The sequence below is a fragment of the Leptolyngbya sp. CCY15150 genome, assembly GCF_016888135.1.
Classification (GTDB): Bacteria; Cyanobacteriota; Cyanobacteriia; order RECH01; family RECH01; genus RECH01.
Map to the genome: position 1 here is coordinate 55,991 of NZ_JACSWB010000292.1, position 17,616 is coordinate 73,606.

The 17,616-nt window shown below is 51.9% G+C and carries 18 protein-coding genes; 6 read left to right on the top strand and 12 right to left on the bottom strand.

Annotation, left to right across the window (positions count from 1 at the left end):
• Nucleotides 1–214: 214 nt before the first annotated feature.
• Complete coding sequence (locus JUJ53_RS23270) at nucleotides 215–1,495, top strand: HetZ-related protein (protein WP_204154440.1); 1,281 nt, start codon at nucleotides 215–217, stop codon at nucleotides 1,493–1,495.
• Nucleotides 1,496–1,866: 371 nt separating this feature from the next.
• Here the strand turns inward: JUJ53_RS23270 and JUJ53_RS23275 are convergent, their stop codons facing one another.
• The 3 genes from JUJ53_RS23275 to JUJ53_RS23285 all read right to left on the bottom strand — a co-directional run bounded on the left by JUJ53_RS23275 (nucleotide 1,867) and on the right by JUJ53_RS23285 (nucleotide 4,140).
• Nucleotides 1,867–2,616, bottom strand: coding sequence for a DUF561 domain-containing protein (locus JUJ53_RS23275; protein WP_204154441.1), 750 nt, complete (start codon nucleotides 2,614–2,616; stop codon nucleotides 1,867–1,869).
• A gap of 231 nt (nucleotides 2,617–2,847) precedes the next feature.
• On the bottom strand, nucleotides 2,848–3,333 hold the full coding sequence (gene petD / locus JUJ53_RS23280; RefSeq protein WP_343328024.1) for a cytochrome b6-f complex subunit IV: 486 nt from the start codon (nucleotides 3,331–3,333) through the stop codon (nucleotides 2,848–2,850).
• A 138-nt stretch (nucleotides 3,334–3,471) separates the two neighbouring features.
• Nucleotides 3,472–4,140, bottom strand: coding sequence for a cytochrome b6 (locus JUJ53_RS23285; RefSeq protein ID WP_204154443.1), 669 nt, complete (start codon nucleotides 4,138–4,140; stop codon nucleotides 3,472–3,474).
• A gap of 395 nt (nucleotides 4,141–4,535) precedes the next feature.
• On the opposite strand from JUJ53_RS23285, the gene ctpA reads away from it, so the two are divergent.
• The 3 genes from ctpA (at nucleotide 4,536) to JUJ53_RS23300 (ending at nucleotide 7,466) form a co-directional block, all read left to right on the top strand.
• Nucleotides 4,536–5,771 (top strand): carboxyl-terminal processing protease CtpA, encoded by a 1,236-nt coding sequence (ctpA, locus tag JUJ53_RS23290; RefSeq protein WP_204154444.1) that lies wholly within the window; start codon nucleotides 4,536–4,538, stop codon nucleotides 5,769–5,771.
• Nucleotides 5,746–7,017, top strand: a complete 1,272-nt coding sequence (locus JUJ53_RS23295) for an HD domain-containing protein (protein ID WP_204154445.1) — start codon at nucleotides 5,746–5,748, stop codon at nucleotides 7,015–7,017. The genes ctpA and JUJ53_RS23295 overlap by 26 nt, the downstream gene beginning before the upstream one ends.
• Before the next feature lie 152 nt (nucleotides 7,018–7,169).
• Nucleotides 7,170–7,466, top strand: a complete 297-nt coding sequence (locus JUJ53_RS23300; RefSeq protein WP_204154446.1) for a hypothetical protein — start codon at nucleotides 7,170–7,172, stop codon at nucleotides 7,464–7,466.
• Nucleotides 7,467–7,524: 58 nt separating this feature from the next.
• Here JUJ53_RS23300 and cysC read toward each other — a convergent pair whose 3' ends face one another.
• Nucleotides 7,525–8,064, bottom strand: coding sequence for an adenylyl-sulfate kinase (gene cysC / locus JUJ53_RS23305; protein ID WP_204154447.1), 540 nt, complete (start codon nucleotides 8,062–8,064; stop codon nucleotides 7,525–7,527).
• A gap of 356 nt (nucleotides 8,065–8,420) precedes the next feature.
• On the opposite strand from cysC, the gene JUJ53_RS23310 reads away from it, so the two are divergent.
• Nucleotides 8,421–10,625, top strand: coding sequence for an AAA family ATPase (locus tag JUJ53_RS23310; RefSeq protein WP_204154448.1), 2,205 nt, complete (start codon nucleotides 8,421–8,423; stop codon nucleotides 10,623–10,625).
• A gap of 285 nt (nucleotides 10,626–10,910) precedes the next feature.
• On the opposite strand, the gene JUJ53_RS23315 is transcribed toward JUJ53_RS23310, so the two are convergent.
• On the bottom strand, nucleotides 10,911–11,309 hold the full coding sequence (locus tag JUJ53_RS23315) for a PIN domain-containing protein (protein WP_204154449.1): 399 nt from the start codon (nucleotides 11,307–11,309) through the stop codon (nucleotides 10,911–10,913).
• 9 nt (nucleotides 11,310–11,318) lie between these two features.
• On the bottom strand, nucleotides 11,319–11,549 hold the full coding sequence (locus tag JUJ53_RS23320) for a hypothetical protein (protein ID WP_204154450.1): 231 nt from the start codon (nucleotides 11,547–11,549) through the stop codon (nucleotides 11,319–11,321).
• 507 nt (nucleotides 11,550–12,056) lie between these two features.
• Between JUJ53_RS23320 and JUJ53_RS23325 the strand changes: the two genes are divergently transcribed.
• Complete coding sequence (locus JUJ53_RS23325; protein WP_204154451.1) at nucleotides 12,057–12,287, top strand: DUF433 domain-containing protein; 231 nt, start codon at nucleotides 12,057–12,059, stop codon at nucleotides 12,285–12,287.
• A 93-nt stretch (nucleotides 12,288–12,380) separates the two neighbouring features.
• On the opposite strand, the gene JUJ53_RS23330 is transcribed toward JUJ53_RS23325, so the two are convergent.
• The 6 genes from JUJ53_RS23330 to JUJ53_RS23355 all read right to left on the bottom strand — a co-directional run bounded on the left by JUJ53_RS23330 (nucleotide 12,381) and on the right by JUJ53_RS23355 (nucleotide 17,613).
• Nucleotides 12,381–13,133, bottom strand: coding sequence for a hypothetical protein (locus JUJ53_RS23330; protein ID WP_204154452.1), 753 nt, complete (start codon nucleotides 13,131–13,133; stop codon nucleotides 12,381–12,383).
• Nucleotides 13,134–13,135: 2 nt separating this feature from the next.
• Nucleotides 13,136–13,888 (bottom strand): hypothetical protein, encoded by a 753-nt coding sequence (locus JUJ53_RS23335; RefSeq protein ID WP_204154453.1) that lies wholly within the window; start codon nucleotides 13,886–13,888, stop codon nucleotides 13,136–13,138.
• Nucleotides 13,782–14,510, bottom strand: a complete 729-nt coding sequence (locus JUJ53_RS23340) for a TIGR04255 family protein (protein WP_204154454.1) — start codon at nucleotides 14,508–14,510, stop codon at nucleotides 13,782–13,784. The genes JUJ53_RS23335 and JUJ53_RS23340 overlap by 107 nt, the downstream gene beginning before the upstream one ends.
• A gap of 1,008 nt (nucleotides 14,511–15,518) precedes the next feature.
• Nucleotides 15,519–16,088, bottom strand: a complete 570-nt coding sequence (locus JUJ53_RS23345) for a Uma2 family endonuclease (protein ID WP_204154455.1) — start codon at nucleotides 16,086–16,088, stop codon at nucleotides 15,519–15,521.
• Between the two features lie 213 nt (nucleotides 16,089–16,301).
• Nucleotides 16,302–17,231: a GAF domain-containing protein gene (locus tag JUJ53_RS23350; protein WP_204154456.1), complete on the bottom strand. Its 930-nt coding sequence runs from the start codon at nucleotides 17,229–17,231 to the stop codon at nucleotides 16,302–16,304.
• 4 nt (nucleotides 17,232–17,235) lie between these two features.
• The gene (locus JUJ53_RS23355; RefSeq protein WP_204154457.1) at nucleotides 17,236–17,613 is read right to left on the bottom strand and encodes a response regulator; all 378 of its coding nucleotides are present in this window, start codon (nucleotides 17,611–17,613) and stop codon (nucleotides 17,236–17,238) included.
• Nucleotides 17,614–17,616: the final 3 nt, after the last annotated feature.

The window sequence follows — 17,616 nt, forward strand, 5'->3', positions numbered from 1 at the left end:
CACCTGGGTTCAATGACTTGCTATCTCTACCTCGGTAGGGATACGTCATCGTGCATAGGTCGTTCTCTCTCAAAGAGTGCCACATGCTGCTCCCTGAGATGAGGTCTGAATCGATACAGTCAGGATATAGTCAATCGACCTTCAACTGCTTCTGTCATTGAAGAGAGGGATAGACCTCTGTCCTGCTCTTTGTGCATCACCAAAAGGTTAAGCCATGAACGTTAAATCTACCGAATTTCGTGCCTCTCTACCGCCTAACTCTGACGGTTCTTCTACCTCTCCCTCGCCAACGCCCGTTCAGTCTACCCGCGATCGCCAACTTACCCCTGACGCTACCTCATCTGCCCCCAGTGCCGCCCCCGTAGACCACAATCACACAGAGTTTGTACAACTCCTCATTCAAGAACTTCAGGCAGAAACCGGAGGAGTTTCCAAAAGCTTGCGAGATGTGGCGCAACGCATTGCTGTGGAAGTTGAACGCATTTGTGAAAAGAGCGATCGCATTCAACAGTCTGGACAGGTGCGATCGTGGCAACTCACCCTTGCCCGCCACCGCATTCAAAAGTGCTTGGCGTATCACAAACTCGGATCTCGCCGAGGTCGGGTGGAACTCCATAGCCACCTGAGCGCGATGGTCTATCGGCACATTGCTCCCGCTCGCACCCACATGGGTTTCCAGGGTCGCTACACGCTCATTGAAGACTTTCTACAAAATTTCTACATCGAGGTGCTCAAGGCCTTTCGCCGCGAGAACCAGCTCTCTGCTGAGTACAGCCCCCGTACTCGCATTGAATTAGCGGAATACATGGCGTTTACGGAACAATATGCCAAGCGCCGCATTAACTTACCAGGACGGCGGAATCAGCAATTGGTGGTGTTGCGAGCCCAGGGCTTTGCCAACCGCCAGCCCCTCGAAACCTCCGTGGATATGGAAGCTGCCATTGAATCGGGTCGTAGTGAAGAAGCGGAAGCCTACAGCCGCTCTCCGGTGGTGCAGCAGGTGCGGGAACAGATGGTAGCTGAAACCACCGATCCGTCGGACTCTGTCCTCCGCGATCGCATCATTGCCGAACTGGTGGAATACCTAGAATCCCAAGGGCAGTCGGAATGCGTAGACTACCTGGTGCTCAAACTGCAAGACCTCTCCGCCCCCGAAATTGATGAGGTGCTGCAGCTCTCCCCCCGTCAGCGGGACTATCTACAACAGCGGTTTAAGTATCACGTCGAGAAATTTGCCCGCTCTCACCGCTGGCAGCTCGTCCACCAGTGGCTGGGTGCAGATTTGGATCAAAATCTCGGTATGGCGCAGCAGAACTGGGATGCGTTCGTTGATACCCTCACCCCCGATCAGCAGCATCTTCTACGGCTGAAACAGCTCAAGACCCCGGATCAAGCGATCGCTCAAACCCTGAAATGTACTACCAAACAGGTGCATAAGCGCTGGGTGAAGCTCCTTGATCTAGCGTGGCAAGCTCGCAATGAAGCAAAGTCCTAGGGATGGGCAGGGCTGGTTCAGGTGCTGCTGCTAACAGGTGCGATCGCCACCCAGATCGACCCCATCTACACAGCTTGACCTCATCAACCCCCAGCCATCCTAGGCCTTCCTGCCACCATGCGTGAGCCACCCTATGACCATCAGGAGTCGTTGTGAATAGTCAACCTCAGGCAACACCACAGGTCATCGAAGTCGTCTCCGAACCTGTGGTGTTATCCATCTCCCTGGGCTGCTCGATGTTCTTGGGATACTTGATGTCCTGAGAGCTGTTCCCAGATAGACACCCACGCCAAGGATGGTCACGAACAACCAGAATGAGGCTGTTCAGGATTGACCGCTATCCCAACCGATAACCGCTATCCCAACCAACGTTAGGACAACCGCGACACAGAGGTCGCCGCTTTCAGAGCATCAGCAAGGCTACGAACAACGGCAATCATCGCTACGTCACTATTGAGTTGATTGACCGCAGAGCCAACTCCAATCCCCGACGCACCGGCAGCGATCGCCATGGGAGCCGTGACGTTGGATAGACCCGACGCACACATCACCGGCACCGACACCGCCCGAGAAATTTCATAGGCCGCTGCTAGGGTAGGAGCAGCTTTTTCAATCAAGCCCAACGTTCCAGGATGGCTAGGTTGGCTGCTGGTACCGCCCTCAGTTTGAATGATATCTGCGCCAGCTTGCACCAAGTCTTCCGCAAGCTGTACCTGGTGATCGAGGGTGAGAATATGGGGCACCGTCACTGACAGGGTCACCGTGGGCAAGAGCGATCGCGTTTGCCGAGTCAGTTCCAATACTTCCGCCGCTTCAAACCGTCGTCCTTGGGCATAGAAAGCGTCGAAGTTACCAATTTCGATTACATCAGCCCCGGCCGCAACGGCCTGCGCCAAGACCTCTGCATCCACCGCCGACACGCAGATAGGTAGCGCTGTCGTTTGCTTCGCCAACCGGATCAAAGCTGGATCGGCAGCAATGTCTACAAAATCAGCCCCGCCTTGGTCGGCAGCGCGCACAACGGCCTGCACCCGTGATGCATCGAAGTTCATCAATCCGCTGATAATCTTTAGCGCACGGCGATCGCTAAAGGCAGCTTGCAGCCTAGGATGAATACTCATGGTTGTCTCGACTTACGAAAAATAGCATGGTCTATTGTCCCACCCCTAGCGGTGATTCATCAAACCTAGGCGCTAATTCCTCATGCCAACATAAGTTTGATGACGTTAGGGCTCCAGTAATCCTTCTGGTTAGACACAGCGAAGCCCGTGAACAGGCTGAGTCTATCAAGATCTCAACCCATACACGGGCTATTTAACGGTGAGCTAGCCTAACCAGACTTCAACGACAGATTAGAACAGGCCCAGCGTCAACGAAGTGTCGATGGGGAAGGTTGCGCCGATACCCAACCACAGGGTGACCACAGTACCAAACAAGAATACGGTGGTTGCCAAAGGACGACGGAAGGGGTTTTGGAACTTGTTCACGTTTTCAATGAACGGAATCAACATCAAGCCCACAGGAATCGCAGTTTGAAGGGCGATACCCAAGAGCTTGTTGGGGACAACCCGCAGGATTTGAAACGCGGGATAGAGGTACCATTCGGGCAAAATTTCGAGGGGGGTGGCGAAGGGATCGGCCGGCTCACCCACGAGTGCTGGATCTAGCACACCGAGAGCAACACAGCAGGCGATGGTTCCCAAGATCACCACCGGGAAGGTGTAAAGAAGGTCATTCGGCCAGGCAGGCTCACCGTAGTAGTTGTGCCCCATGCCTTGCTTCAGCATCTCGCGTAACTTGGGATCACTGAGATCCGGTTTTTTGAGAATTGACATGATTCTGCAGGGTTCTCCTTAAATCTCTGGAATAAAAGGCTATAGGAAGGATATGAAGACCAATGTATCGTTAAGTTTCAGTCTATCAGACCAGTTGATAGAGGGTTGCCTAACGTTAGCAAAGCCTAACAGAGGCTGACCTTACAACGGGCCCGAAATCCCCTGCTTGCGGATCATCAAGAAGTGCAGCAGCATGAACACCGCAATCAACCAAGGCAGAACAAAGGTATGCAGGCTGTAGAAGCGGGTGAGCGTCGGTTGACCCACGCTTGCACCACCCCGCAGGAATTCCACCATGGTGGTACCCACGATAGGAATAGCTTCCGGTACGCCAGACACGATTTTTACGGCCCAGTAGCCCACCTGATCCCAAGGAAGCGAGTAGCCCGTTACCCCAAAGGTCACGGTGATCACCGCCAAAATCACGCCGGTCACCCAGGTTAGCTCACGGGGCTTTTTGAAACCACCGGTGAGATAGACCCGAAACACGTGCAGAATCATCATCAGCACCATCATGCTGGCAGACCAGCGGTGGATGGAGCGAATCAACCAACCAAAATTCACGTCGGTCATCAGGTATTGCACGGATGCAAAGGCCTCAGTGACGGTTGGTTTATAGTAAAACGTCATTGCGAATCCAGTAGCGAACTGGATAACGAAGCAAGTCAGCGTGATGCCGCCCAAGCAATAAAAGATGTTGACGTGGGGCGGGACATACTTGCTGCTGATGTCATCCGCGAGGGCTTGAATTTCAAGCCGCTCATTAAACCACTGGTAAACTTTTGAGTCAGTTACCTGTTTAGTAAACATGAAGCCAGAGTTCCAAACAAAGCATTGTTACTAAAAAATGTAACATAGCACTCATGCAAATCTACAGGCTCGGCCACTGAATCCTGGCTTTTCCAGGCCATAGCTCACTGCAATTGTTACATTTCATAACAACTTATTCCATTTATACCCTTCACTGGTTCCTAATATTAAAAAAAAGTGGGAACTTAGTGAGCCTGCACAAACCAGAAGCAGCGATCGCTCCAGGGTTGTGCATCAGCCTTGCCAGCAGTCCCTAAGCCCCCTACCCATCTTGGGTTTGCCCCGGTTCTGCCCTCTCCTCCCCAACCCATAGATGTAGCCCAGATCTAGGCATCTGGGGTCACTTCTCGTTGAGCCCTAGCCAATCTTTTTCGATCAAGGCTAAGATTTGATATATGAGAAACCGCCTTTTTCAAATTAGCCTTTCTTTCATCGTGATGCTGGGTGTGGTTCTTGGACTTGCTGTTCCAGGAAGCTATGCCTTTAGTGATGAACAGCAGCTTTTAAGTGAGGTGTGGCGCATTGTCGATCGCACCTATGTGGATGACACCTTTAATCATCAAAATTGGTGGTTTGTGCGGCAGCGATCGCTCCGTCAACCCCTGCCCGATCGCGATGCCACCTATGATGCCATCCAGCAGATGTTGGCTAGCTTGGATGACCCATTCACGCGGCTGCTGAAGCCCGATCAATACCGGAGTCTGCGCACCAACACCTCGGGTGAGCTGACCGGCGTGGGCCTACAAATTGCTAAGGATCTGGAAACCGGCGACCTGCAGGTGATTGCTCCCATTGAAGCGTCGCCAGCAGACCAGGCAGGCATTCAGCCCCGCGATCGCATCATGCAAATCGACGGTAGACCGACTCGGGATCTCACCCTGGATGAGGCGGCAGACCAAATGCGCGGGGTGATTGGCAGCCCGGTCACGCTGACCATTGCTCGGGACGAAGAGCCAGCCTTTGACCTGACCTTGGTGCGCGATCGCATCACCCTCAACCCGGTCTATGCAGACCTGCGCATTCAGTCGGACGGCTCGCAGATTGGCTACATTCGCCTAAAACAGTTCAATGCCAACGCGGCGGTCACGGTAGCCGATGCGATCGCTGAATTTGAAGCGGCACCGGTGGACGGCTACATCCTCGACCTGCGCAACAATCCTGGCGGACTGCTGCAGGCTGGCATTGAAGTGGCCCAACTGTGGCTCGACGAAGGGCCGATTGTCTACACCGTGAATCGTCAAGGCGTGCTCGATACCGTAGAGGCCAACGGCGAATCGCTCACTGACGCGCCCCTGGCCGTCTTGGTCAACCAAGGTACGGCTAGTGCTAGCGAAATTTTAGCGGGAGCCCTACAGGATCAGCAGCGGGCCAAGCTGGTGGGCGAGCGCACCTTTGGGAAAGGGCTGATTCAGTCTTTGTTCAACCTGTCGGATGGATCGGGGCTAGCCGTCACCATCGCCAAGTATGAAACCCCCGACCACCACGACATTAACCGTCAGGGCATTCAACCCGATCTGGTTGTGCAGCCCATCGCCCTCAACCGCGAAGACTTTGGCACCGATCGCGATCCGCAATATCGAGCAGCGGTAGACCTGCTGACCAACCATGCCGTCGTGGCCAACGCTGCCTAACCTCAGTCGCACCTATCACGACCCCCTGCACGGGGCGATCGCCCTCGATCGCAGTGACCCAGTGGAGTGGTTGTTGATTCAGCTCATTGATACCCCGGCCCTGCAGCGGCTGCGGCGCATTCGCCAACTGGGCCCCGCCAGCCTCACCTTTCATGGGGCAGAGTCATCCCGGTTTACTCATTCCTTGGGCGTGATGGCGATCGCTCGTCGGGCCTTCGATCACCTAGCCAACCGCTATCATGAGCTGCGTCCCCATCGCGCAGCCGTCCTCTGTGCGGCCCTGCTGCATGACGTGGGCCATGGCCCCTTTAGCCACACCAGCGAAGAGATCTTTGGCTGCCACCACGAAGCATGGACGCTGCGGATTTTGAACGAATCCCCGTCGGTGCGCCACCTGTTGGATGCCTTTGATCCAACCTTGATCCAGCAACTGGAGCAGATTTACAGCAAAGAGCATCCCATCCCCTGCATTTGGCAACTGGTATCGAGCCAGCTCGACTGCGATCGCCTCGATTACCTGATGCGCGACAGCTACATGACCGGGGCCTCCTACGGCAGCTTGGACCTCGATCGCATCCTGCTGGCCCTAGACTACGATCCAGTCAGTCAGCAACTGATCGTACAGCGCAAGGGCATGGCGGCTATTGAGCATTACCTGATCGTGCGCTACTTCATGTATGCCCAGGTCTATAACCATCCCAAAAACCTAGCCGCCACCTGGGTGCTTCAGCAAGCGATGGATCGGGCCCGCCAGCAATCGTCCCTGACCGCCGATGACACCGTCACCGCCTGGCTCCATCACGTGGATCACCTGACCCTAGAGCAATATCTAGCCGCGGACGATGGCGTTTTTCTCTACCATCTGCAGCGCTGGCAGCAGCATTCTGACCCCGTGTTGGCAGATTTATGCCGACGGTTTATCCATCGAGATCTGCTCAAAACCCAAGACCTCACCGCTTACAGTCCTGGTGAACAGCAGACCATCCTCGCCGCCGTTCACCAGCAGCTAGAGCAAGCCGGCTGGGCCAGCCAATGCTACGCCGGGTTACGCACCACCGTCAGCCGTGGCTATACACTCTACCAACGCGGCATCCAAATCCAGACCGCCGATGGTCTCAGGGACATTAGCGACCTATCTCCCTTGGTCACCACCCTAGCCCAGGCCATCCCTCGGCACTGGCTGATCTATCCCCGCGAAGTGGATATCACCCCATCGGTTGCCGCAGCCCGCTGCACCTCCATCTAAATCCCAAATCTAAATGCCAGATCTCAACCCCAAATCTGAATCTTTGTAAGCAGAGGAGGGCGATCGCCTGGGAATCTGGGTAGAGTAGCAGCAGGAGTGGGAGCTATGCCCTATCCTTAAATGTTCGTTCAGGTATCCATCCGCTTGAATCTATGCAAAGTCAAGACAGTGTTACCCAACTAACCGTCTACTATCTAGACGGCAGCAGTGAATCCTTCAATATTTTTGACGCGATCGCCGGCCTCGACGCCGAGGAGCAAGATCCAGCGATCGACCTAGAACAGCTTCTTCAGCAGCCCCTCTGGGTATTGCACCTACCCGACCAAACCGTCATGATTCGGTCTGAAACGGTGTTGAAAGTTGAAGTGAAGCCACCTTTATTGCACATCCAAGGGGCCGGCGTGATCAACAACAGCGATCGCGTCACGGCCCTTACCCGTATGAGATAGCCGGCTTCGGGCGGGCCAGCCCCGCCCAATAGGTTGATCTAGAGCAATCTAGTTCCAATCACTCGTTCAAATAGCCGAGGGATTTTAGCCCAGCTAGCACCTTCTCCGTGCTTTCCTCTAGGGTTTCCAGATCCGTACGGCATTCAATATCTGGGTTGAGAGGAGCTTCATAGGGATCATCAATCCCCGTGAACTGCTTAATTTCACCAGCACGGGCCCGCTTATACAGTCCCTTCACATCGCGATCTTCGCAGACCGCTAGGGGAGCATTCACAAAGATTTCTACAAAATCACCAATCTTTTGACGCACCTCATCACGAATGTTGCGGTAGGGAGAGATGGCAGAGACCAAAACAATCACACCATTGCGCGTGAGCAGATGGGACACAAAACCAATACGGCGGATGTTTTCGTCACGGTCTTCCTTGCTGAAGCCTAGCCCTTTGGTGAGGTTCTCGCGCACAATATCCCCATCTAACACTTCTAGGGCATAGTTTTGCGCTCTCAGTTTTTCCTCAACCGCCATACGAATCGTTGTTTTGCCGGCTCCGCTCAATCCCGTAAACCAAACGGTGACACCGCGTTGATTTGCTGCCATAACGTTCATCCTTGTGGTACACATACATAATTCGGCTTGGTGGCTTGGTCTGCCCCGCAGTACCTGCCTCCTAACCCTGACAAACAAGCCTTTTTGATACTACGTCGTTTTTGTGTAGAAATGCGTCGTTTTTACCGGGGTTTGCCCAACAACCCTGGGGATAAGAGACGCTGAGATAGGTCGTCTTGCCTACCTCTATCCCCCCATATCTCCCTTGTTCAGGACGTTAACGCTAAGCCCTGCTCGATCCAAGATGGATCCCATGGATCACGTCGATCGTTAGGGAGATTCGTTCCCAGCCTCAACGCCCTCTCAACGTCCTGCCAACATCGGGCGATCGCTCCCCCCCGTCCCCTATGACCTTATTTGAGCAGCATCGTCAGCGCCTGCTGGCCACTGAAGCACCCTTGGCCGCCCGGATGCGCCCCCGCACCCTTGATGATTTTGTGGGACAGGATGCGATCATCGGGCCGGGCCGCTTACTGCGCCGGGCCATTGAAGCCGATCAGTTGTCCTCCCTGATTTTCTTTGGCCCGCCCGGCACCGGCAAAACCACCCTAGCCCAAATTGTCGCCAACACCACCCGCGCCCAGTTTATTCCCCTAAATGCCGTCCTAGCCGGGGTGAAGGATATTCGGGAAGCGATCGCCTCTGCCCAAGATCAGCGCGGCATGTATGGCCAGCGCACCATCCTGTTTGTGGATGAGGTGCATCGGTTCAACAAGGCCCAGCAAGACGCGCTGCTGCCCTGGGTGGAAAACGGTACGGTGATTCTCATCGGGGCAACCACGGAAAATCCCTATTTTGAAGTCAATCAAGCGTTGGTAAGCCGATCGCGGGTGTTTCAGCTCAAGCCCCTAACCGACGATGATCTGCGCCAAGTGGTTCACCAAGCCTTGGCCGACCCTGAACGGGGCTATGGCGATCGCTCCGTCCAGCTCGATCCCGATGCCCTAGAGCATTTGATTCACGTAGCCAACGGCGATGCCCGCGCCTTGCTGAATGCCTTGGAGCTAGGAGTAGAAACCACGAGCCCCAATGACCAGGGCATCCTGCACATCACCCTAGCGGTCGCCGAGGATTCGATTCAGCAGCGGGCGGTGCTCTACGACAAAGAGGGGGACGCCCATTTTGATATCATCAGCGCCTTCATCAAAAGCGTGCGTGGGTCTGACCCCGATGCGGCGCTCTATTGGCTGGCCCGCATGGTCTACGCCGGCGAAGATCCGCGCTTTATTTTCCGTCGATTGGTGATTCTTGCCAGTGAAGACGTGGGTTTAGCCGACCCCCAAGCGATCGCCATCGTCAATGCCTGTGCCCAAGCCTTTGACCGGGTAGGGATGCCCGAGGGACGCTATCCCCTAGCCCAAGCTACCCTCTACCTAGCCACGGCGGCCAAGTCCAACAGCATCATGGGTTTCTTCGATGCCCTAGCGGCCGTGGAGCAGGAGCGAGAAGCGGAGGTGCCCAATCCCCTGCGGGACGACAGCCGCGACAAGCATAGCTTTGGTCATGGAGCCGGCTATCTCTATCCCCACGCCTATCGCGACCACTGGGTTGCCCAGCAGTATCTGCCCAGCAGCCTCCAGGGCCAGGTGTTTTACCAACCCTCTGACCAGGGCTACGAACACCAGATTCAGCAGCAGGTGGCCCGGCAGCGCGAGGCCCAGTTGGCCGCCTTGGTAGACAGCAGCGATACTCCCGAGGTGTTGACCTTCAGCCCTGCCGATGTCTCCACCGATCGCTGGGTGCAGCGATCGCTCAGCCAACAGGGTCATCATCTGGCCCAGGTGCGCGATCGCCTGTTTGAGCTGGCACACCTGCAGCGCCATCATGTGGTGATTGACCTGAACGGCGGCAGTGGCTTGCTGACCTGGGAGGCGGTGCGCCAAGTGCCGGAGGGCGGCGTCTATGTCTGCGTTGCCCAGTCCACCGATCAAAACGCACTCCAGGAACAGGCCAACGCCTTACCCGACCTACGACAACCGATGATTCTCCCCGTCGCCGCCACCGATCTGGGTAATTGGCTGGCAGAGCATAGACCGGATCTGCGGGGCGATCGCCTTCTGGGTCGCAATGCGATCATGACCACGATCGATCCAGCCCAACTTCTTACCTCCCTGCGGGCTTGGCTACAGGCGGATGGACAACTGGTGTTCGCCGAATCGATTCCCCAGCAAACTCAACGACTCTATGCGCTGCTCGATCGCCTCCCAGACGATCTGTACCAACAGGTTTCTATGGCGGAAGAGGCCATGTACCAATCTGAGGATCCACGCCTGGCTTGGACGGTAGATACCCTGCGATCGCTTCTGGAAACCACCGGCTACAGCGCGAATCTAACCGTGACCGTCACCCAAACGCCCCTGCGGATTACCCCTGCCCTAATCCAGCGCTGGTTTAGCCCAGGGCGCGATCGCCCTAGCTACCAAGATCATCTACAGCGCCATCTTTCTCCCGACCAGATTGCGATCGTGAAAACCCAAGTGCAGCGGCAGTTGGCTAACCGGGTGGTCGATTGGCAGGGAGCGATCGCCTATGGGGTTGCTACACCCACATGACCGATAGTCCTGGGATGCTCATACCTATTCTCGGATTATTCGGGAGCGATCGCCCTTACGCCAACCCCTCTCCCATGCTTTGCCACTCTATCAATCGATGGGAGAACTAGGGCAAGGACTCAACGCAGGGACAGCTGACGCTCGGCTCTGCGGCTGGTAACCTTTGTATCTTCACCAATATTTCTCAACTGTCCGCTGCAAGGGATTTGTTGGGCAGCGTTTGTAACAACAAGCTGACAATGCGATCGCAATCTATACCTCCCAACTAACCTAAGCACCATTTTTCTATCTGACTTGCTGCAACAACTCTTGAATGGATAAAACGGGTATAGGTGAACTCAAAAAACCTTGAGCATCACGAGTCACAATTACTTCTGATCCTTGTTTAACGGCGCTAAAAATTTGAACAGCGTCTTCAAAATCAGCTAAGCCAGAGTTAAAAGCCAATTCCAGAACAACTCGATCAACTGGACAAATCATCATGGCAGTCAGTATTTCTGAGACTGCTTGCCGCGCTCGCTCAATATTACGGGTATATCTGCGTGAGATATAGAAAATATCCGTTAGTGTTGTTGCTGTAACATAGCCAACAATCTCGCCTCCATCAATTGCCTGAAACAGCAGTTCTGCATCCTGCGAAAATGGCTCTCGTTGCAGCAAAAAATCTAGAACAATATTGGTCAACTAAAACTCTCACTGAAGATACTTCTCCGCCCGTCTCTCTTCCAGCATCACTGCCACTTCTTCATCTGTTGGTGCAGGCTGGTCTGTTTTTAACAATCCCCTCATCCGCCAAATTGCACTAGAACGATCTGGTTGAGCAACACTCGTATCTTGTAAGGACTCAACGATAGCAGAGATCAGTGCGAGGCGATCGCTGGGCGGCAACTTGAAGATTTGCGCTTTTAGTTCTTGTAGCAACATAGACTGCTTCCGGGTTCAACGGGATTTAACATCTAGTATGAGCGATCCTATCCTGAATGACCAAACTGGTATTTACGTTACAGCTTCCATTAAAAGATGCTTACTGTGACCAGACGGCTTTTGCTGTCCAACGTTGCCCATCACCCGCCGCAGACAACCTTTCATGCCTACAGATAACCTCTCGGCGATCGCTTGCACTAGCCTATGCCTGACGTAGCCTACTGTGTTGTGTAGATAGAAAACCAGTTCCGAATGTTCCGGGGGGCACAAGCGACTATCTGATGGTGGAGGCGATCGCCTATGGGGTTGCCACACCGACATGACGGACATCCCTGGGATGCTTATGCCAATTTTTGGATCACCTGGTAGCGATCGCCCTCTCCCCAAACCCTCTCCCATGCTTTGCCACTCCATCTCTAGCAATCGACTGATCAGCTAACACCCGTCCGTTGCAGCGAGGTGTTAGCCTGCTCTAAACTTAGACGTATACAAATACCTGTTCTTATAATGAGCTATCGTGACATCATTACGATTGAGCCTGATAAACGTGGTGGCAAGCCGTGTATCCGCCGGATGCGCATTACGGTCTATGATGTCTTGGGCTGGTTAGCGGCTGGCATGTCTAACGCTGAGATCATTGACGACTTTCCAGAACTGACAGAAACCGATATTAGAGCCTGCTTGGAATTCGCCGCTGATCGCGAGCATCGTTTAGTGGCATCAGTGAGTGCCGCTTGAAACTTCTATTAACAGCTTTCTGGTAGTGCTCAAAATTGGTAATGGTAGCGGAATGAGACCCCTGATTCTTAAGGGTTCTAGTGATAGACAGCATTACTTTTGTAGCACTACCGGACTATCAACTGTGACTGTTTGTGCCAAGTACTTAAGAGTATCAATTTGCTCTGAGGCAGTTACTGTCTTACCATCTATCCAATTAGATGGAGGCACAGAAGGATTTAGCTTTCCAAAAGCTTGAAGGCAATGTGAGTAAGCAATTGCCGCCTGCAGTCTGTAGCTTCCTGTAAATTTTCCATCATTGCCAAGGATCGACCACGCGATCATTCCTTGCTTGATCCCATCCAAAAGAGCTACTGCCAGTTCTTCGATATCATTTATAGTCAGATCAAAGTGATGTTGATTAGCTGGATAGAATTCCAGATTATTTTTAGGAGTAAAGTCGTAATAAGTAGTTTTAGGAAGACAAGATATTGGAATGATTAGGGAACCACGTGTACAACTAGACTTCCGTTTAGAGCCTCTATTAGAACGAAAGTTACTTTGCGACATACCTTCTGCTACAACGGCAAAAGCATGTCCACGATCTAGAGGGTCAAGAGTAGCTGAGCTATAAACTGATACACCTGAATCTGCTCCCTCCAAAACAAATTGGATAACTCTATCAACAAGTTCTTGATTCCAACTTTGATTAGGATAATGAATTGCTTCATTAATTATAGTAATAAATTCAACACGATTCCTACAAAGGCGCACTAAATTCTCAGGGTGAAGCTTACTGGGTTTTGAACTTGTAGCCCTCCCTAAAGATATATAAATTCGCTGCAAGAAGTTAGGAAATGATGGCATCATTAACTCAGAAGTTCGCTTATGCCTCTAACAAGTTGTGAATGAGGCAATTTTTGAGTAGCAAGTACTTGAAATAGAAAATCTCTACCTAAACTACCACCGCATGTAAGTAGAAAAGCTGCTGCCGTTTGAGCTAAACGTTTGTCAGTGGATTTAAGGAATGAACTAACAGAGGCAATCAAACTGCCGTTATCAGTTGAAAATTCTGCATCACTGAGAGCCGCGATTAGAATTCGGACGCTCTTTGAAGGGATAGTTTGAATATAACCAGCAAAAAATGTTTGATATTCATGAGGAGCATCCATTAACCACTCAGCTATCAAACTCGAGGTCTCGTATAAATTATTATCACCCTCCTGAAAATGAGAAATTCTGCCAAAGCACTCTCTAACTTTATGAGGAATACTTTTTAGAGTTGCAAATTGGACTGAGGAAAACGTAGATGTCCCTGCTTCTTGTAAATACTGAAAGCTTGCTACACCTTTGTGCAGAAATATTCTCCGAACAGCTTCATTTTGGAGAATTCTTCTATCAGCTGAAATATGATTAATTGAAGCTTGAAAATACTCTTCAAGTATCGAGGAGGTGTCATCTGTAAGAGTTGTCGAAGCAAGAGAAAAAAGTATCCTTTTAGATTTTTCTTTGGTTTCATGTAAGGGGTTTAGGCTGGAGAGCTTGTTGTAATTCTTCTGTGATACACCAGCGGAAAAAGTTTCCTGCTTCTCGGTTAAATTGGTCGAGAGAGTGAGTGACATCGTTTATCTCCGTGTTATTCTCAGTATAGAAATCAGCATCTATTAAATATCCCAATTCGTCGGATTCATCTTCCCTGGCAAGACCATACCGAACCCGTAGAACTGCATCTGCATAATCAAGACGACAAGCGAACACTGATAATGCTTCAGTGAAATCATGCTCTGGCAAATTATCAGCTACGAAAACTCCTAATACAGGAGGTTGAAGCAATCTTCGCCAAGGATGCTGTTCTAATCCAAGTTCCGAGCGGATAATGAGGTCTTGATAACGTAATCCAACTCTAGTGAAGTGTGAAGGAGAATAATACTTAACTAATAAGCTAATAGCAGAAGATAAACGAGATCTAAAGTCTTCCCACTTCTCATAATCTACCGTTGAAAGAGCAATAAAGTCACTAGATAAGACAAGTTTCCACTTTCCTTCCTTGTCAAAAAACTCGTAAGTCAATCCTTGACCCATTACTATAGGAGGTGAGTTAGTCTGAGGATTTGACAAAAATGGTAGTTCAATAGCATGAGAAGTATTCAAAGTTGGGTATTCAGCACGAATTGCTTCCTGAAAAGCAACCGGAACCTCAGTGTCAATCCGTAGAATTTTTGGAAAGCGAAGTTGACAAATCACCTCTAAAAGAGGGTTCCGGGAATACGTTACACGTTGAGATTCAGGGAAATTCATGTCTTATCAAAAAGTTACTACTATGAGTTTCCACATCAAGAAAGACAAAACCATGTGCTTTTTGGCGTACACGTGTGCTAACAATGCATAGGTATGACCCGCCAGGTTAATTATCTGCGTTGCGTTACCCTCATGGCAATGCCCGCTTCCGACGTCATCGCAGCTAATAAGCCCTCCTTATCATAAGCCAGTGCAGCAACTCAACCTATGTAGATCAAGTAGATATAGTATTTATTATAGCCTCTCAGTTGCAACCATTATAGATATGAGGAGTCGAGGGCTAACTATTGTTTATGGTGAACATCCCTCCTCTGATCTGCATAACACCTCTCCCAAGGATGATTAGTAAGACCACAATTGAATGTTACTCCCTGCAGAGGGGACTAGGCTGAAAATTGTCTACATAGTCTTTTATCTGGGTGTTAAGCAGACTTCCATCAGCCTATACACCTAATAGGGGAATTATGCTGATTAGATGCTTGATAAAGCTCTAAATAGGGTAATTATGCAGACTGACGTCAATATAATACGCCCATTTCAGGGTGTTATGCGGCTATCTTCAAACAATCTTCACGGTCAGCCCAGGATCAACGCGTGCAGTATTTAGTACACGGGTTCTAGTTGAAGATTCCTGACTTATGATCGATTCTCAACCCAGAAAACTCTTGGATCAAGTTCGCGATGTGATGCGGCTGAAGCACTACTCCTATCGAACCGAGTAGACCTAGGTCGGTTGGATTCGTCGCTCCATCATTTTTCATCACAAGACCTATCCCAAGGATATGAGTGCCCCTGAGATTGAAGCCCTTTTGACACATCTAGGCGTATGGAAATGTGTCCGCATAAGCATCGCCTTCAACCTCACGAGTTGAAGCGGAGTTGCCCGCAGGAGGAGCGATCGCCCAAGGCTGGAAAGACGACCCCGAGATCATCCAGTTACTGTCACAACCCTAGTCAACCCACCTGCAACACCTGGGTAGCGGTTAGGTTCAGATTGCCCAGCAGCGGCGAGGCCATGGGGTCGTCCCCGGAATATACCGCCTCTTCATAAAGTCCCTCCACCCACTCCAGCACCGTCACCCGCTGTTGCATCGGGTCTACAATCCAATATTCAGCAATGCCCCGTGCAGCATACTCCGATCGCTTATAGCGATAATCCCGATTCTCCTGCCCTGGGCTGACCACCTCAACCACCAACAGCGGCGGCGGCATATCAAGCAAGACAAGCGATCGACTGGCTCCTGCTAATGCAGCGACTCCCTCATCTGAGAAGATCACCAGATCGGGGACACGCACAGATAGGCGAGTGCTACTCACCGCAACCTCTGTCTTCATCGACAGGCGATCAAATGAAATCCCCAGCTTCAGGAACGTCGCCACCAAAAACATTGCGATGCGGCGGTTCAGTTCACTCTCGGCAGGCATCGCAATCAAGTCCCCATTTTCTAATTCATACCAGTTATCCGTTCCATCGTCATAGGACAGGAAGTCCTCAAAGGTCATCTTTGCAACGGCAATCGTCATCTCCCTACCTCCTGACACATGTGACGGCCCCCTGCATGACGTTGAAGCCGAGTCTCTCCATTATCCCAACATCTCCTTCAGTTCAAGCATCCCCTTGTGATGTTGAGTCCGGTTGAAGGGTCATGACTGGAATATCCTGCATTCAATTCCCCGCTTCGCCGCCCCCTTGGCAAGGGAACTACAGATATTGGGGTTCTGCCACAGCCTTGAAGTCTACCGCCGCTGCCGGAGATCCTTGGCCTTTTGCCGCAGCCGCACAAAGAAATCCGACTCGGTGATTTCCGCCACCTGGCTAGCCCGCTTCGCCTCATCCACCTCAATACGCAACTCCTGCAATTGCTCCTGCAGCTTCGCCTCCCGCTGCCGAGCGGCCTCCATTTGCCGTTGGTAGAACAGCGCATTTTCAATCGCCGGGGCAGACTGGAGGGCGATCGCTGTCAGCAGTTTCAAATCCGCTGCGGTATAGGTAAACAACTCCGAGTGATGGATGCTAATCACCCCAATGACCCGATCCAGGGCCTTCATGGGCGCACAGAGGAGCGATCGAATACCGGGGACAACCTCCCCATAGCGAACATCAGCGGCCACATCGTTGACAATTTCGGAGATGCCCGTCTTGGCCACATAGCCAGCAATCCCTTCGCCTAGGGAGGTTTTGGGTTCCGTTACGGCCGGATCCCCCACCATGAGCTGCAGATCCAAGACCTGGGTTTCAGGATTCAGCAGCATCAACACAGCACTGGTGCCATAAATCAACCGCTGCGCTTCCTCTAGGGCAACGGTGGCAACGGTGGACACTTCTCGACAATGGGTTAACTTTGCCGCAATGTTGTAGAGCAGATTAATTTCTCGATATCGATCCAACACCTCATTGGCCAGGGTTTTCTTTTCCACAGCGCGCAGGGCCAGGTCGGAGAGCAGGGACGCTAGGGGCGCAGCTTCTGCACCACCCTGCACCCAACCCAACGTTTCCTCACCAACAGCGATCGCATAACGGTCAGCCTCTGTCTCAAAGGTTTCACCCACCAACAGATTGCCCTGGACATCATAAACCGCTAGGGGGAGATGGCTGATCTGCAGAATGCGCTGGGCTAAGGGCAAAAGCTCCTTGCGTAGGATAGATCGGAGCCGAATTTCTGCCATGGGCTTACAAACCTAAAATTTGCTGGGATTTTTGTAAAATTTCATCTGGATCAAAGGGTTTCGTCATATAGATATCTGCCCCCATATTCTCACCCTTCTGCTTATCAATTTCCTGCCCCTTGGCCGTCAGCATGATGATGTAGATGTTACGAAGATTGCTATCTTGCTTAACAGCAGCACAAACCTCATAACCATTCATCTTCGGCATCATCACGTCTAAAAAGACGAGCTGAGGGCATTCACGGCGAATGAGGTCTAGGGCCTGCTGGCCATCGCCTGCCGTCAACAGTTCTACCCCCTCATCCTCCAGGTCTTCTAGGGTTTGTTCCATCAAAGCCCGAATATGGGGCTCGTCGTCCACAATGAGAATTTTTTGGGTCATGAC

Coding starts and splice junctions, on each gene's coding strand:
- JUJ53_RS23275 (WP_204154441.1), bottom strand. CDS start 2,616: ATGAGTATTCATCCTAGGCTGCAAGCTGCCTTTAGCGATCGCCGTGCG.
- JUJ53_RS23310 (WP_204154448.1), top strand. CDS start 8,421: ATGACCTTATTTGAGCAGCATCGTCAGCGCCTGCTGGCCACTGAAGCA.
- JUJ53_RS23330 (WP_204154452.1), bottom strand. CDS start 13,133: ATGCCATCATTTCCTAACTTCTTGCAGCGAATTTATATATCTTTAGGG.
- JUJ53_RS23325 (WP_204154451.1), top strand. CDS start 12,057: ATGAGCTATCGTGACATCATTACGATTGAGCCTGATAAACGTGGTGGC.
- JUJ53_RS23350 (WP_204154456.1), bottom strand. CDS start 17,231: ATGGCAGAAATTCGGCTCCGATCTATCCTACGCAAGGAGCTTTTGCCC.
- JUJ53_RS23300 (WP_204154446.1), top strand. CDS start 7,170: ATGCAAAGTCAAGACAGTGTTACCCAACTAACCGTCTACTATCTAGAC.
- JUJ53_RS23345 (WP_204154455.1), bottom strand. CDS start 16,088: ATGACGATTGCCGTTGCAAAGATGACCTTTGAGGACTTCCTGTCCTAT.
- JUJ53_RS23355 (WP_204154457.1), bottom strand. CDS start 17,613: ATGACCCAAAAAATTCTCATTGTGGACGACGAGCCCCATATTCGGGCT.
- JUJ53_RS23295 (WP_204154445.1), top strand. CDS start 5,746: ATGCCGTCGTGGCCAACGCTGCCTAACCTCAGTCGCACCTATCACGAC.
- ctpA (WP_204154444.1), top strand. CDS start 4,536: ATGAGAAACCGCCTTTTTCAAATTAGCCTTTCTTTCATCGTGATGCTG.
- JUJ53_RS23270 (WP_204154440.1), top strand. CDS start 215: ATGAACGTTAAATCTACCGAATTTCGTGCCTCTCTACCGCCTAACTCT.
- JUJ53_RS23285 (WP_204154443.1), bottom strand. CDS start 4,140: ATGTTTACTAAACAGGTAACTGACTCAAAAGTTTACCAGTGGTTTAAT.
- JUJ53_RS23335 (WP_204154453.1), bottom strand. CDS start 13,888: ATGTCACTCACTCTCTCGACCAATTTAACCGAGAAGCAGGAAACTTTT.
- cysC (WP_204154447.1), bottom strand. CDS start 8,064: ATGGCAGCAAATCAACGCGGTGTCACCGTTTGGTTTACGGGATTGAGC.
- JUJ53_RS23320 (WP_204154450.1), bottom strand. CDS start 11,549: ATGTTGCTACAAGAACTAAAAGCGCAAATCTTCAAGTTGCCGCCCAGC.